Here is a 15034-nt window from a genome sequence, read left to right on the forward strand (position 1 = left end):
AGCCCTTTTTTACATCTAACTAAAACGCTTACTTTTTCTCAAAAGCACGTTTCATATAATTTGGTGTCGCTAATGCGCCGTGGTGAATACCTGCATTATAGTACTCTGTGCTTTGCGCCAGTGTATTTGCATCATCTTCACGAAAACCAGAGAACGCTTCTGACTTACGAGCAAGGGTTACTGACCATAAACCGCTTGGGTAAATTGGCTGTGGGAAAGGCAGCGTTTGTAGGTCAACAAAACCCACTTCTGTCATTGCATCACGCATTTCTACTAATAGTGGCATATGCATAAGTGGTGATTCACTTTGCTGAATTAAGATGCCACCCGGACGAAGTGCAGTTAAACAGCTAGTATAGAAAGCGTGGTTGAATAAACCTTCGCCTGGGCCAACTGGATCTGTTCCATCAACAATTACTACATCGATTGATTCAGGCGCTGCTTCACGCATGTACTTGATGCCGTCGTCAAACATCACTGTTGCACGAGGATCTTGGTTTGATTCACACAGCTCAGGGAAGTATTTAAGTGACATTTGTGTCACGACTTCGTCGATATCAATTTGCGTTACGCTCTCAACACCTGGGTGTTTTAAAACTTCGCGTAAAGTACCGCAGTCACCACCACCAATGATCACAACATTTTTTGGATTTGGGTGTGCAAGCAATGCCGGATGGCTGATCATCTCGTGATAAAAAAAGTTTTCACGGCTACTTACCATAGTACAACCGTCAATAATCATCAGATTACCGAAGTCAGTTGTTTCGTACATTTCTACTTTTTGAAATGGCGATTGCTGTTCATCAAGCTTTTTAGTAATGCGTAATGAAAAGGCACTACCATCACGGTCACTAATTTCAGTGAACCAGTTGTTTTGATCTAAATTAGCCATCTTGCTTATACACTTTTGGTTAATGGTAAAAAAGGGGGGCAATTTTGCCAGTGCTTGACCAATTGCTCAATCAAATTTTAATCAGTATAGCGAATATTTTTTATCACTTTGGCATATAGCGCAATTTTTGTTAGCGTGGTCAGCCCTAGCGTATTAAAATGTGCGTTTATATTTAATGAAATTACAGAAGACATTGCCATGACTTGGGGTTTAGACAAAGCACGCGATATATACAATGTTGCTCATTGGAGTGACGGTTACTTTGACATTAACGCACAAGGTGAGCTGGTGGCTTACCCTGATGGCGATCAAACAAAAGCTGCGGTGTCTTTATCTGAACTAACCGAGCAATTCAAAAAGCAAGGTCTTACTTTACCTGTACTAGTACGCTTTACCGACATTTTACAAAATCGTGTTGATACCCTAACGAGTGCTTTTACCAAAGCCTGTAATGCCCGTGAATACCAAGGTAGTTATACCTGTGTTTACCCAATCAAGGTTAATCAGCAGCGTTCTGTGGTTAGTAAATTACTTGCCCATCCAAGTGGTTTAGTCGGCCTTGAAGCCGGCTCAAAGCCTGAGCTTATGGCGATTTTAGGTGTAGCACAAGAGCCAATTACTATTGTTTGTAATGGCTACAAAGACAGTGAGTTTTTACGTTTAGCCTGTATCGGTCAAGGCATGGGCCATAAGGTTCATATTGTTGTAGAAAAACTGTCTGAACTAACCACCTTATTGGCTGAAATTGATGACTTAGGTATTGAGCCATCAATCGGTATTCGCATTCGCTTAAACTCGGTAGGCAAAGGTAAATGGCAAAACACCGGTGGTGAAAAAGGCAAATTTGGTTTAACTGCAGGCCAAGTACTTTCTGCGGTTGAGCTACTTAAGTCACGTAATAAACTCCATTTAATGCAACTTGTGCATTTTCATATCGGCTCTCAAATTGCCAATATCCGTGATATTCATCGAGCACTGCGTGAATGTGCCCGCCATTTTGCAGAGTTAACGCAGTTAGGCGTGCCACTTAATACAGTTGATGTTGGTGGCGGTTTAGGTGTTGACTATGAAGGGTCTGGTTCACGTAGTTCGTGTTCAATGAACTACAGTGTTGATGAATATGCACGTAATGTAGTGAATGCATTTGCTGAAGTATGCCAACAACATAATCTTAAGCACCCAGCCATTATTACTGAATCTGGCCGTGCGTTAACTGCGCACCACGCAGTATTAATTACAGATGTTATTGATGTTGAGCGTGCACCTAACCATGCGAATCCAACGGCGCCTGAGGCTGACAGCGTATTAGTGTTAGATGAAATGTGGCAGTGCTTACAGCGTTTAACACCACGTATGGCACTAGAAATTTATCATGATGCAATGCATCTATTTAGTGAAGCCCATGACCAATATGTGCATGGCCTACTCACTATGCTTGAATGGGCGAAGCTTGAGCAGCTGTATTTCACCATTTTACACCGCGTTCGTGCATCCCTCAGCGAAAATGCCCGTGCCCACCGTGAAGTGTTAGATGATTTAAACGAAAAGCTGGCCGATAAGCTATTCGTTAATTTCTCATTATTTCAATCACTGCCAGATGTTTGGGGGATTCAGCAACTTTTCCCTGTGATGCCAGTAGAAAACCTTCATCAGCCATTAACGCAACGCGCTATTATTCAAGACATTACCTGTGACTCTGATGGACAAATTCGTAACTATGTTGAAGGTACAGGTATTGAGAGTAGTTTACCTATTCCTGAGTACAAGCAAGGTCAGCAATACCACATTGCCATGTTCTTAGTGGGCGCGTATCAAGAAATTTTAGGTGATTTACATAACCTATTTGGCGACACAGATTCAGTGCATGTTGAGCTTACTGAAGCGGGTTACCAGCTGACTAACGCAATTAAAGGTGATAGCGTTAAGGACGTATTAAAGTTTGTTGATTATGATAGCGACATTCTTGCTGAAAACTTTGCAAAACGGGTTAACTCACTGGCAATTGATGAGCAATCTAAGGCACAATATTTGTCAGAACTAAATGCAGGCCTTGCTGGCTATACGTATTTTGAAGATTAAGCATTAAAGGAATAAGTAGTAATGTCCATGATCCGTTGTGTGTTCAGTTTTATATTTTACACCCTCAATACACTTTTTTGGTTTGTGCCCATCTTTATTTGTGGCGTAATTAAACTGATCCCAATTAAGCCATTGCAAAAAGTAATGAGTTGGATTGCTAAGCAATGCGCCACTATGTGGGTGAGTTGTAACAGCATTAACCAAAATATTTTTGCTTCATATAAGCTAAACGTGACAGGTCTTGAGCAACTAAAAGCGAAAGACTGGTACTTGGTTATCGCAAATCATCAAAGCTGGGTAGATATCGTTGTAATGCAACGCGTGTTCAATCGCCGCATACCGTTTTTAAACTTTTTCTTGAAAAAAGAGCTAATCTACGTTCCTTTTTTAGGCCTTGCTTGGTGGGCATTGGATTTCCCATTTATGACTCGCACGAGTAAAGCTCAGTTAAAGAAAAACCCTAAATTGCGTGGTAAAGACTTAGAGACCACGCGCAAAGCCTGTGAAAAATTCAAAGAAATGCCAGTAAGTATCGTTAACTTTGTTGAAGGTACGCGTTTTACACCGCAAAAGCACTCGCGCCAAAATAGTCCTTTTGAGCACTTATTAAAGCCAAAAGCGGGTGGTGTTGCGTTTGTTATGCAAGCAATGGGTGAGCAAATTTCCAAAGTGGTCAATGTCACTATTCATTACCCTGGTGGTATTCCTAGCTTTGTAGACTTTGCCAGTGGTCGTGTAAAAGAAGTCGAAGTGCGAGTAGAAGTGATGGAAGTAAGCCCTAATTTAATCGGTGATTACACCGGTGATGCTGAGTTTAGAGTTAACTTTCAAGCTGAATTAAACCGCATTTGGAATGAAAAAAACCAGCAGCTAGCCGAGTTAGAAGCAAAAACGCAGTAGTATTGCTAACGCAGTCGAGAGCACACTTATGTTAAAGAAATTTTTACCAAATTGGTTAACAGGCGTTCTAGTTAGCATTGTCTTGTTTGCTAATGTAATCATTTGGGGCACGCTTGTGCTGCTGTTTGGTGTGCTTAAATTAATACTGCCATTTAAAGTGGTTAGCGACATTCTTCATGTGGCTTATCGCGGTTGGTGTAAAGGTAACCGCTTAGCTTTGTGGTTAGGTTGCCCGACAATCGATATTGATATTAAAGGCAAAGTCAGTACAGATGGTTGGTACTTACTTATCTCTAATCATATGAGTTGGCTAGACATTGTTGTTCTAAGTGCGATTGATGTTTTACCCGCGCCAAAGTTCTTTTTAAAAGATGAGCTGAAGTATGTGCCATTCATTGGTACCGGCGCGTGGGCCATGGGCATGCCTTTTATGAAACGTGTTAGCAAAGCGCAGCTGACAAAAAATCCTAAGCTGAAAGGACTCGATGTAGAGCGTACTAAGCGCAGTTGCCGCGACTTTCGTAATCACCCAACAACGATAATTAACTTTGTTGAAGGCACGCGCTTTACGTGCCAAAAACACAAAAAGCAAAATAGTCCGTTTACTTATCTTTTAAAACCTAAAGCGGGCGGTATTGCATTTGCCCTTGAGGTGTTAGGCGAACAGTTTGATGCATTATTAAATACCTCGATTATTTACCAAGGCGAGGGCGATCATATTTGCCGTAACCTGATGCGTGGCCGCCTTAATGTGATCAAAGTTGAAATGCACGTACAAGCAATTAGTGCAGAGATGATTGGTGATTATCAGCATGACCGCGCATTTAGAACGGCTTTTCAACAACATATTAATGAGTTATGGTTGCAAAAAGACGCTCAGCTACTAACTTATCATCAAGCCCAACAAGCTGAGTACCTTGCCAACATCAATAAAGAGGTTGAAGCACCATGAAGCAAACTCACCTGCAAGAGCTGGTGATGCCTTGGTTTGAATCAATGCCAGATGCGGCGCTGTTAAGTGCATTAACGGCTACAGCGATTGGCGTTGGCTCATTACTATTAATTTATATGTTTACCCGTCGACTGCTGCTGCCGGGTATTCAAAAGGTTGTTACACGCCTGTCTCCAGAGCGCATTGGTGCGCTTACTCCAATGCTCAATAAACTGAATCGTCGTTTTGCGGGTATATTGTGCTGTGTACTGTATTTGGCAACCTTTGATTATGTTTACCCAGTTCATGATGTTGCTGCGTTGGTTTTGAAAACCGTAGGCCAAGTGGCATTGATCATTTATGGTGGCTTCATTTTAAGTAGTGTGGTGAGCATTGCTGGTGGCATTTATAACCAACTTGATTTTGCCCGTGATATTCCGATTCAGGGTTTGATCCAAGTTGTAAAACTTATCACTTTTATGGTTTGCGCCATTCTCATTGTGAGTATTTTGCTAGAGAAGTCGCCAACTTATATTTTGTCTGGCTTTGGTGCGATAGCGGCGGTGACCTTACTCGTATTTAAAGATACCATTTTGGGATTTGTCGCCAGTATTCAAATTGCAGCTAACCGATTAGTGACTTATGGTGATTGGATCCAAGTGGATAGCTATGGCGCGGATGGCGAGGTTATCGACCTTGGCTTAAATACGGTAAAAGTACGTAACTGGGATAACACTATCACAACGATTCCGACTTATATGCTGGTTGCTGGGTCATTTAAAAACTGGCGTGGCATGCAAGAGTCGGGTGGTCGTCGTATCAAGCGTTCTTTAAACATTGATATGAACAGTATTCGTTTGGTTGATGATGCGTTTCGAGAGCAAATTGATGCTGCTATTCCACTTAACGACTATATTCGCGTTTCAAGCTTGCCCGATCCGGTGACAAACCTTGGTTTGTTCCGTCGTTATGCTGAAGGTTACTTAAAACAACACGAAAAAATTAATCGTGATTTGACCTTAATGGTGCGTGAGCTACAACCGATGAATCACGGCTTACCTATTGAGTTTTACTGCTTTAGTGAAGATAAGCGCTGGATTTCATATGAGCACTTGCAAGCAGAGATCATGGATCACCTGCTTGCTGTGTTGCCAATCTTTGGACTCAGGCCATATCAAAGTGTTACTGGGCAGTTAAGTACAAGCGAAGCTCAAACAGGGCTAAAACCAAGTATCAAGGTCGCTAACCCTGTGCGCGAAAAAACTTAAAACTGACTAACTAGCACGCTCAGTGCAATAAAACCTAACAATAGCCACCAAATAGGTGGCTTTGCCATTCTTAGCCACGTAAATGCCACAATGACTAAAGCTACTTGCCACAGGTTTTGCACTGCCGATTGCCAAATAGGTGAATAAAGGGCGGCAGCTAAAAAGCCCACAACAGCGGCATTTAGCGCTGCAATACTGCCCGCAAAGCGAGGCTTATCAGCCAGCTGTAGCCAGCTTTTCATAAAGGCTAACATCAATAAAAAGCCCGGTAAGAAAATCATGATGGTCGCGACAATGGCACCTATAAGTGGTGTATTCGGCGACACTTGTGCGCCTAGGTATGTGGCGATAGTGAACATCGGTCCAGGTATGGCCTGAGCACTGGCATAAGCAGATAAAAACTGCTCGGTTTCAAGGCTCGGCACGCCAGCTTGTAAAATAGGTAACACAACGTGGCCGCCACCAAAGACCATAGCGCCAGTTTGGTAAAATGGGGCAAACAAAGAAAACCCTTCGCCTAAAGGCAAAAAGCTAATTAGTAACAAGACGGTAAATAAACAAAGCGGTAACCAAGCAATTTTCACAGGTTTATGTTCTTGGTTCTCTGGCAGTTTAAGCTGAGGATAAAACCAACCTATGGCTGCAGCCGCAATCAGTACTAAAATTTGACTCGATAACTGTGAGAAAACAATCAGTGCAATCGTGCTCAATACCGCGATAAGCTTGTGTAAGTGGTTTTTGCAAAAGCTCATTGCCATGCTGTAGGTCGCATCGGCAACAATCACCACAGCAAAGAGTTTAAGCCCAGCAATGACCGCAAAGTAAATATCACCAAACTGGTGAGCGCTAAGAGCCAAAAAGAACATAATTAAAAATGAGGGCAGGGTAAAGCCAACAAATGCACACAGGCCTCCCAGTACTCCTCCTTTTTCAACCCCCATGGCAAAGCTAACTTGGCTTGAACCAGGGCCTGGTAATGCTTGGCTTAGGCTAATCAATTGCGCATAGCGCTCAGCAGTGAGCCATTTTAAATTATCAACAAAGTGGCGCTTGAAATAACCAAGGTGTGCCGCAGGACCACCAAAGCTCATACAGCCTAATAAAAAGAATTGTTTAAAGATGATAAATAACATTACTTTTACCGTTACAGAGTGATTGTTTCTATTATGACAAAATTGTATGACATTTTTGTGGTTTTTATGACACAAGGCCGTCTACAATATAGAGAACGAGTGAACGTAGTTATGAGTATCACTATGAAACGCTATATTATCAGTTTATTGTTATTACTATGCAGCAGCTTTGCATTTGCAACCTCTTTTGAGAAAGTTGTGGTGGCTGTTGATCATGCGCCTCCTTATGGCATGGTCTCTGAAGATGGTAGAGTCAGTGGCGCAATAGTGGATATTATGCGTGAAATGCAGCGTACCTTACCAATCAAGCTTGAATATGTCGCTTGCCCGTTTTCTCGTTGTTTAAAAATGCTCGAGCAAAATGAGCTAGATGTGATGGGCGGGCTTATTCGCACAGAAGCGCGCGAGCAAAAAATGCAGTTTCTTACTCCACCATACATGATGCTGTCATCTTCTTTTGTGTTTTATGCCAGAGCGGATAGCGAGCTTAAAATAAACAATTATCAAGACCTAGTCGGTAAGCGTATTGCGGTAATGCGAGGCGCTGCGCACTTTCCTCGTTTCGATAATGATAAAACACTCACTAAAATTGAAGCGTTAAGCGAACATAATGCTTTTGATATGTTATTAAAGGGCCGCGTTGAACTGGTAATTGCTGTTGAAACCACTGCTGACCATGCCTCAGTATTTTTGCAGCGACCTTCGCAAGAAATTGTAAAAATGCCTTATCGCTATAAAGATGTTATTTATGGTCACATTGCCCTAAGTAAACAGTTTGCAAGCTCGGGTTTAGCCGAAAAAATTCAAGACCGCCTCAATACGTTAGTCCTCAATGGCCGTTTAACAGAATTGGTCAAAAGTTATAACTTACCTCCAGTTACTGCTGTAGCAATCGATAAGTAACCCATTCTTCATAGTTTGTTCATAGACGTTCATTCATAATTGTTAACAATTCAATTCGAATAATTGCCATGGAGAGACACATGACTTTTACAAAATCAGTTTTAACAGTGGGCGTATTAGCCGTTCTATTAACAGGTTGTGAGACAACGAATACAGGTAAAGGCGCTGCGATTGGTGCTGCTACAGGTGCAGTACTAGGTAAAGCAACTGGCGACCACGACGATAAACGTATCTTCATTGGTGCGGCTATTGGTGCATTAGCAGGTGCAGCCGTTGGCGATTATATGGATAAGCAAGAAGAAGCATTTCGCGATGAACTAGCAGGTTCAGGTGTTGAAGTGGTTCGTGAAGGCGACAATATTCGTTTAGTGATGCCATCAAATATTACCTTTGCAACTGACCAATCTTATATTTCGTCTGGCTTTCATAGCACCCTAGATGCGATTGCTAAGGTAATGAACAAATACGAAAAAACCTACTTAAGCGTTGAAGGTCATACCGACAGCACAGGTAAAGATAGCTACAACATGACGTTATCTCAACAACGTGCGCAAAGCGTAAAAGATTACTTAGTTAATCATCAGATTATGTCTGCGCGTATCAGCACGCGAGGCTATGGTGAAACACGTCCTGTGGCGAGCAATGACTCAGCAAATGGTCGAGCTTTAAACCGCCGCGTAGAAATTCAGATCGTACCGAATACACAAGGTTAGATTTTATATCTAGATTTGTGGTCAGGTTTGATATGCCCTTTCAAACCTGACATTTCCCTTCTTAATCTCGATTAAACTGTAATTCGCACAATTGTTTATACAATGGGTTAGTCTCAAACAATTGCTGATGCGTACCCGTTGCAATAATTTCTCCTTTATCCATCACGACAATCACATCGGCGTGTTTAACTGTGGCTAAACGATGGGCAATAATCAGTGTTGTTCTGTCTTTCATTAGATGCTCAAGGGCAGCTTGTACATGAAACTCACTTTGTGCGTCGAGTGCACTGGTTGCTTCATCAAGCAATAAAATGGCAGGGTCTTTTAATATTGCGCGCGCTAGTACTATACGTTGTTTTTGCCCACCTGAGAGCCTAACACCTTGCTCCCCTAAAAAGCTGTGGTAACCATCAGGGAGTTGCTTAATAAACTCATCGGCATGGGCATATTTAGCCGCAGCATATACTTGCTCGTCGCTGGCGCTTGGGTTGCCATAGCGAATGTTATGCATTACGTCTGAGCTAAATAAAATTGGGTTTTGTGCCACCATCCCCATTTGCTGGCGCAAGCAATCAAGAGATAGTGCTTTAATGTTTATTCCTGCTAGCGAAATACTCCCATAGCTAGGGTCGTAAAAGCGCTGCAGTAACTCAAACAATGTTGTTTTACCAGCCCCTGATGGGCCAACGATGGCAACAGTTTGCCCTTGTTTTACTTGTAAATTTAGCGCATTTAAAGCGGCTTTATCTGGCCTTGAAGGGTAATGAAAAGACACATCATTAAACTGAATAGCAGGGTGATTAAGCTTATTTTCCTCAAGTTGTGCATCATGATTTGTATCTGGACTTTTGATCATGCTTTCAACGGCGAGTAGCTCTAATAATCGTGCAGCTGCACCTGCTGCTCTTTGCAGCTCACCATACACTTCGGCAACGGTTGCTACAGACATCGCCACCATAATCGCATAAAACACAAAAGCACCTAGCTCACCACCTGTCATGGTGCCAGCTAATACGTCGCTGCCACCGACCCACAGCATCACGCTAATGGCACTAAAGGTCAAAAATATAACCGCTGCAATCAAAAACGAGCGCTGTTTGATTCGGCTCTTCGCTACTTGAAATGCTTTGTTGGTTTCTTCGCTAAATGCTGCTTTTTCACGCTCTTCATGACTATAACTTTGCACGACTTTGATATTTTGAATGATCTCACCGGCATAGGTGCTGATATCGGCAATGGCATCTTGGCTTGAGCTTGCCAGTTTTCTTACTTTTCGGCCAAAAATCATCATCGGCAGTAATACCACAGGCACGCAGGCAACAACCACAAGGGTTAGCTTTAGGTTGGTGATAAGTAGCATAGCCAAGCCACCAATCAGCATTAAGCTACTGCGTAATGCCATCGAAAAAGAGGAGCCAATGATAGATTGCAACAAGGTGGTGTCGGTAGTCAGGCGCGACATCAGTTCGCCGCTGCGGTTTTCTTCAAAGTAGCTGGGGTGTAGTGTAACGATGCGATCAAACACGGCTTTACGGATATCGTTACTGACTCGCTCACCAATCCACGACATTAAATAAAAGCGACAAAAAGTACCTACCGCTAATAAGCTTATTAAACCAATCAACACCATCACCGCTTGTTGAAGCTGAGCTTGCGAGCCTGCAATAAAGCCATAGTCGATAACAAATTTAACGCCTTGTCCGAGTGATAAGTTAACACCGGCCGTAAGCAACAAGGCGCCAAGGGCTGCAAACACCACCCATTTGTAGGGTTTTATAAAAGCTAAAATCGGTAACAGGCTACTAAATGCGGCCTTTTCTTTATTGTTAGACATGCTAGATTCTTGTTGGTGAATAGGGTATAGATATGGTTATCAATGCTCTAAAAATCAACAGTTATTAAGGGATTAGTATGGAATCTACAACGATCAGTGGTCAATTCACCGTAAAGTTAAACCCAATTGGCGGCTATGCCACAGGGCAAGATGGCGTAAATTTGGGACGCATGTCGATTGATAAACAGTTTTCAGGTCCATTAGAGGCAACAAGCCAAGGCGAAATGCTCAGTGCCATGACTGCAACTCAGGGCAGTGCAGGTTATGTAGCGATTGAACAGGTTGTTGGTAGCTTAGAAGGTAAGCAAGGCAGTTTTGTACTACAACATTTTGGCACTATGGATAAGGGGACTGATCGATTGATTTTAGAAGTAGTGCCTGACTCTGGCGCAGGAGAGCTTGAAGGTCTCTGTGGTAAAATGGCAATTCGAATTGAATCGGGTATTCATCATTATGACTTTGAATACCAACTGATGGCCTAACATGCAAAAAGTAGTTGAGTTTAAAAAGAAGCGCTTTTTCGGCGGCATCGATATTGATGCATTAAATCAACGGGTGTTCGAATTAGGCCAAGCTGGCTGGCAAGTGAAAACCATCACCACTGCCACTGGGGTTTATGGTCAGATAACATCCGTTTTATTACTAATTGAGAATAACGAATAATGACACTAACTGAGTGGTTGAGTTTAGTTTTAATTTGCGTGATGGGGGCAATGTCGCCGGGGCCGAGTTTAGCTGTGGTTTTAAAACACAGTTTACATGGTGGTATGAAGAACGGCATGTTAGCGGCGTTGAGCCACGGTATTGGGGTTGGCTTTTATGCATGTGCCTCGTTACTAGGTTTAGGTGCGCTGATGACTCAGTTACCAACGCTTTATCAAGTGCTGGTATATGGCGGTGCAGCCTATCTCGCATATTTGGGTATTCGTATTCTGTTAGCTAAACCCAGCTCGCAAACACTGAATGTTGAGCAAACTAAGCCAAGCCCTCGCAGCGCGCTGCAAGATGGCTTTGCTATTGCCTTTTTAAACCCAAAACTTGCGGTGTTCTTTTTAGCGTTGTTTTCGCAATTTATTGACCCTGAGAACCTGACTTTGCAAGTTGGTTTAATCATGTGTTTAACGGTATTTGTGCTTGATACAGGCTGGTATCTACTTGTTGCACTGTTAACCGAAATATCAAAAAAGCGTTTTGGTTTCACCAAGACAAATCCATGGCTCGAAAAATTGCTAGGGGTGATCTTTATTGCCTTAGCTGTTCGTGTCGTTATTACTCTATAAATCCCTCTATATTGCGATTACATCACTAATAAAAAAGGGTTGTGATCGCTGCTCTCCCCAGCAACCTCCTATTGCATACGTATTCATCACACAATATTTACCTTTTGGTTATACTTTATTGGTTGTTTTTTGACAACAACAATAACCACAAATACAACACCTCCAACGACAACAGGGTGGAAATCCAATGGGGAAATTCAAGCTAAGTGCGCTTATGCTGGCTTTAGTGGCAGCAAATAGTGCAATAGCGGCGACGGAAGAAGAACGCACATCAGCAAAGGAAATCGATCCTGAGCTAGAAGTAATCGAAGTGCGCGGCTTTAGTCGCAGCTTAATTCAATCATTAAATCAAAAACGCTTTAGCGACACTGTCTCTGAGCAACTATCAGCTGATGACTTAGGGGCATTACCTGATGTGTCTATGGCAGATGCATTAACACGTCTACCGGGGATCTCGGCGGTACGGACCGGTGGCCAAGCTGCCGAAATCAACATTCGCGGTTTATCTGGTGGATTTGTTTTTTCGACATTAAATGGTCGAGAGCAAGTATCTACTAGTGGTAGCCGCAGTATTGAATTTGACCAATACCCGTCTGAGTTAATCAGCTCGGCGGCGGTCTACAAGTCGCCAAAGGCATCGCTCATTGAAGGGGGCGTCGCGGGTACAGTCGAGCTACAAACAGCCAGCCCATTGGATAATGACCAGCAACACAAATTTACTGCGAATGTGCGTGGTATGTATAACGACCGTGCTTCAGAGGTATTTGATGCCACGGAGTATGGCGACCGTATTAGCTTTTCTTACCAAGGCAAGTTTCTTGACGATACGCTAGGTGTCGCACTAGGTTACGCGCGCTTATTCCAACCAAGTGTGGCGACTCAGTTTATCGGTTTAGCATATAACGGTAATAAAGACGTTGATGGGCTAGCAAATGATACCGATGGCCCTGCTGATAATCCTGCTAATGAATACATCAGTGAAGGGTTTGAGCTTCAGCACTTAGGTGGTGAAGAAACCCGTAATGGTTATTTAACCTCAATTGAATGGGTGCCAACCGATAACTTTAAACTAAAAGGTGATGCGTTTTTATCACGTTTTGATAGCGAATCATTTGCCCGTGGTTTTCGGGTTAAGTTTGGTGGTCCGTCTGCGGTGTATGCTAACCCAGTGCTTGACGGTAATGCGGTGATTGGTGGTGCAATTAACCGCACATCAAATAGCTTTACCCGTGTTGAAATCGTTAATGATGATAACCAAGACTTTGATGAAGTAGACAGCTATGGCATTAATGCCGATTGGCAAGTTACTGAGCGTTTAAACGTCAATGCTGACGTGTCGCTTTCACGTGCGAAAAGTAATTTTCGTAATGGTTTACTTTGGGCATTGGTAGCAGAAGATGCCACCGTATCGAACCCTGTGTTCGATACCAATGTATCGCTTAACTATCAATTGAACGGCTTAAACTTGCCTGATGTAGGTTTTAACCAAGCCGACGCATTTAGCGATATTGACCGAGTTATGGTCAGTAAATACGGTATTTACCCATATGAAAATGAAGATGAAGTAAAAGCATTTCGACTCGATTTTAAGTATGAGTTAGAGAATAACTGGTTTAGCTCAATTGAATTTGGCGCTCGTTATTCAGACCGTGAGTACAGCAATAATCGCTCTGTATTTGAATACGGTAACGATGGTGCATTTTCTTCGACTCAACCACCGCTTCGTCTTACCGATGACATGACCACCGTGGTTGATTGGCAAGGTGAGTTTAGTTATTTCCCATCATATTTAGCGATCGATTTAGATAAAGCACTCAACGCATGGTTTCCTGATGGGACTCCGCAGCCAGTACAGACCTGGGGTAACGCCGATGGTGTTGTGGATTTAGATGGTGATGGTGAGCCAGATGCGCAAGGTTATACCACTAACTACTCATGGACCATGTTACAAAGTGGCTCAGTGTATGAAGAAGTAGTGTCAGCCTATCTTATGCTTAACATTGATACTGAAATTGGCACTCTACCCGTTACAGGTAATATTGGTATTCGCCGAGTAGATACCGATCAGTCAGCGACGGTACTCGAAAACGTCGGTGGCGATCCGCAGCTCGGAGCGCAGTATATTGTTGATGACAATGGCATTGTTAACGACCTATATGCACCAAGCGTGTTAGGCATTAAATACACTGACTACCTGCCTTCATTAAACCTCAACTTTAAAGTGAGTGATGCAACACAAATTCGTTTTGCTGCGGCAAAAGTGATGGCGCGCGCTCCGATTAACCGTTTAGCGGGTGATGCCAGTGCATCGGTTAACAATGACGGCGAAATTAACGGTTCAAGTACTAATAACCCATTCTTAAAACCTTTCTATGCTGATCAATACGATATCTCGTACGAGCAATACTTTGAAGACACCGATGGTGCACTGGTTGTTGCTGCGTTTTATAAGAATATCGACTCATTCATAGATACGGTAGCCATAGAGAACTTTGACTTTAAGGGTAATGGTTTTAACGTACCAGAATACATTGTTGACCCTGTCAGTGGTGAGCAAATCGAAACTACAAATGGGGTGTACACCACTGCGGTTAATAATGCTAAAGGCGGTTATATTCGTGGTATTGAACTTGCCTATACGCAAGTTTTCTCTTTCTTACCCTCGCCGTTTGAAGGTTTAGGCATTAACGCCAGTTACTCGTATACCGAGAGTGAGGTGCAATCTATTACCGATTTAGGTGGTGATTCTGTGTCGCAAGACTTGCCTGGCCTTTCAAACAATGTCTTTAACGGCACACTTTTTTACAGCTATGAAAACTTTGAAACACGTTTGAATGTGCGTTATCGCGATGATTTCGTTTCAGAGCAAGTTGCTGTCAATGAGCAAGTGGTGAATTTTGATGCGGAAACGGTTGTCGATTTCCAAACGTCGTATCAGTTCACAGATTCATTCGGCATGTTATTACAAGTGAATAACTTAACCGATGAACCAACACAAAGCTACTTTGGAACAACCAGTAAAACAGGCACCACGCAATTTTTTGGTCGTCAGTTTTATCTAGGTTTTACCTATAACCATTGATCAGTAAGCTGGAGATAAT

The 15034-nt window shown here is 42.7% G+C and carries 13 protein-coding genes; 10 read left to right on the plus strand and 3 right to left on the minus strand.

Features of this window, described 5'->3' with window-relative positions:
* Positions 1–28 precede the first annotated feature (28 nt).
* Positions 29–892 carry a polyamine aminopropyltransferase gene (gene speE, locus EXT43_RS15880; RefSeq protein ID WP_062564803.1) on the minus strand — a complete coding sequence of 288 codons (864 nt, stop codon included), beginning with the start codon at positions 890–892 and terminating at the stop codon, positions 29–31.
* Positions 893–1090: 198 nt separating this feature from the next.
* Between speE and speA the strand changes: the two genes are divergently transcribed.
* Genes speA through EXT43_RS15900 form a run of 4 tightly spaced genes read left to right on the plus strand, consistent with a single transcriptional unit; the run spans position 1091 to position 6070 of the window.
* Positions 1091–2971, plus strand: coding sequence for a biosynthetic arginine decarboxylase (gene speA / locus EXT43_RS15885; RefSeq protein WP_130167405.1), 1881 nt, complete (start codon positions 1091–1093; stop codon positions 2969–2971).
* Positions 2972–2992: 21 nt separating this feature from the next.
* Entirely contained in the window at positions 2993–3871 is an 879-nt protein-coding gene (locus EXT43_RS15890) for an acyltransferase (RefSeq protein ID WP_054562845.1), read from the plus strand.
* A 28-nt stretch (positions 3872–3899) separates the two neighbouring features.
* A complete protein-coding gene (locus EXT43_RS15895) occupies positions 3900–4823 on the plus strand; it encodes an acetyltransferase (protein WP_062564805.1) in 924 nt (307 codons plus the stop codon).
* Entirely contained in the window at positions 4820–6070 is a 1251-nt protein-coding gene (locus EXT43_RS15900) for a mechanosensitive ion channel domain-containing protein (protein ID WP_062564806.1), read from the plus strand. Before EXT43_RS15895 ends, EXT43_RS15900 begins: the two co-directional genes overlap by 4 nt.
* Here EXT43_RS15900 and chrA read toward each other — a convergent pair.
* Complete coding sequence (gene chrA / locus EXT43_RS15905; RefSeq protein ID WP_062564807.1) at positions 6067–7203, minus strand: chromate efflux transporter; 1137 nt, start codon at positions 7201–7203, stop codon at positions 6067–6069. The two genes, EXT43_RS15900 and chrA, sit on opposite strands and share 4 nt — an antisense overlap.
* 123 nt (positions 7204–7326) lie before the next feature.
* On the opposite strand from chrA, the gene EXT43_RS15910 reads away from it, so the two are divergent.
* Both EXT43_RS15910 and EXT43_RS15915 read left to right on the plus strand, forming a co-directional pair.
* The gene (locus EXT43_RS15910; RefSeq protein ID WP_165385114.1) at positions 7327–8106 is read left to right on the plus strand and encodes a transporter substrate-binding domain-containing protein; all 780 of its coding nucleotides are present in this window, start codon (positions 7327–7329) and stop codon (positions 8104–8106) included.
* Between the two features lie 80 nt (positions 8107–8186).
* The gene (locus EXT43_RS15915) at positions 8187–8819 is read left to right on the plus strand and encodes an OmpA family protein (RefSeq protein WP_054562840.1); all 633 of its coding nucleotides are present in this window, start codon (positions 8187–8189) and stop codon (positions 8817–8819) included.
* Positions 8820–8880: 61 nt separating this feature from the next.
* Here EXT43_RS15915 and EXT43_RS15920 read toward each other — a convergent pair whose 3' ends face one another.
* Entirely contained in the window at positions 8881–10653 is a 1773-nt protein-coding gene (locus tag EXT43_RS15920) for an ABC transporter transmembrane domain-containing protein (RefSeq protein WP_130167406.1), read from the minus strand.
* Positions 10654–10730: 77 nt separating this feature from the next.
* Here EXT43_RS15920 and EXT43_RS15925 point away from each other — a divergent pair, with 77 nt between their 5' ends.
* From EXT43_RS15925 to EXT43_RS15940, 4 genes are all read left to right on the plus strand, one after another.
* Positions 10731–11135 (plus strand): DUF3224 domain-containing protein, encoded by a 405-nt coding sequence (locus tag EXT43_RS15925; RefSeq protein WP_130167407.1) that lies wholly within the window; start codon positions 10731–10733, stop codon positions 11133–11135.
* Between the two features lies 1 nt (position 11136).
* Positions 11137–11316: a DUF4177 domain-containing protein gene (locus EXT43_RS15930; protein WP_054554414.1), complete on the plus strand. Its 180-nt coding sequence runs from the start codon at positions 11137–11139 to the stop codon at positions 11314–11316.
* Complete coding sequence (locus EXT43_RS15935) at positions 11316–11933, plus strand: LysE family translocator (RefSeq protein ID WP_062564810.1); 618 nt, start codon at positions 11316–11318, stop codon at positions 11931–11933. Before EXT43_RS15930 ends, EXT43_RS15935 begins: the two co-directional genes overlap by 1 nt.
* A 187-nt stretch (positions 11934–12120) precedes the next feature.
* On the plus strand, positions 12121–15015 hold the full coding sequence (locus tag EXT43_RS15940; RefSeq protein ID WP_130167408.1) for a TonB-dependent receptor: 2895 nt from the start codon (positions 12121–12123) through the stop codon (positions 15013–15015).
* Positions 15016–15034: the final 19 nt, after the last annotated feature.

Source organism: Pseudoalteromonas sp. CO109Y (assembly GCF_004208935.1).
In the GTDB taxonomy this organism is placed as follows: domain Bacteria; phylum Pseudomonadota; class Gammaproteobacteria; order Enterobacterales; family Alteromonadaceae; genus Pseudoalteromonas; species Pseudoalteromonas shioyasakiensis.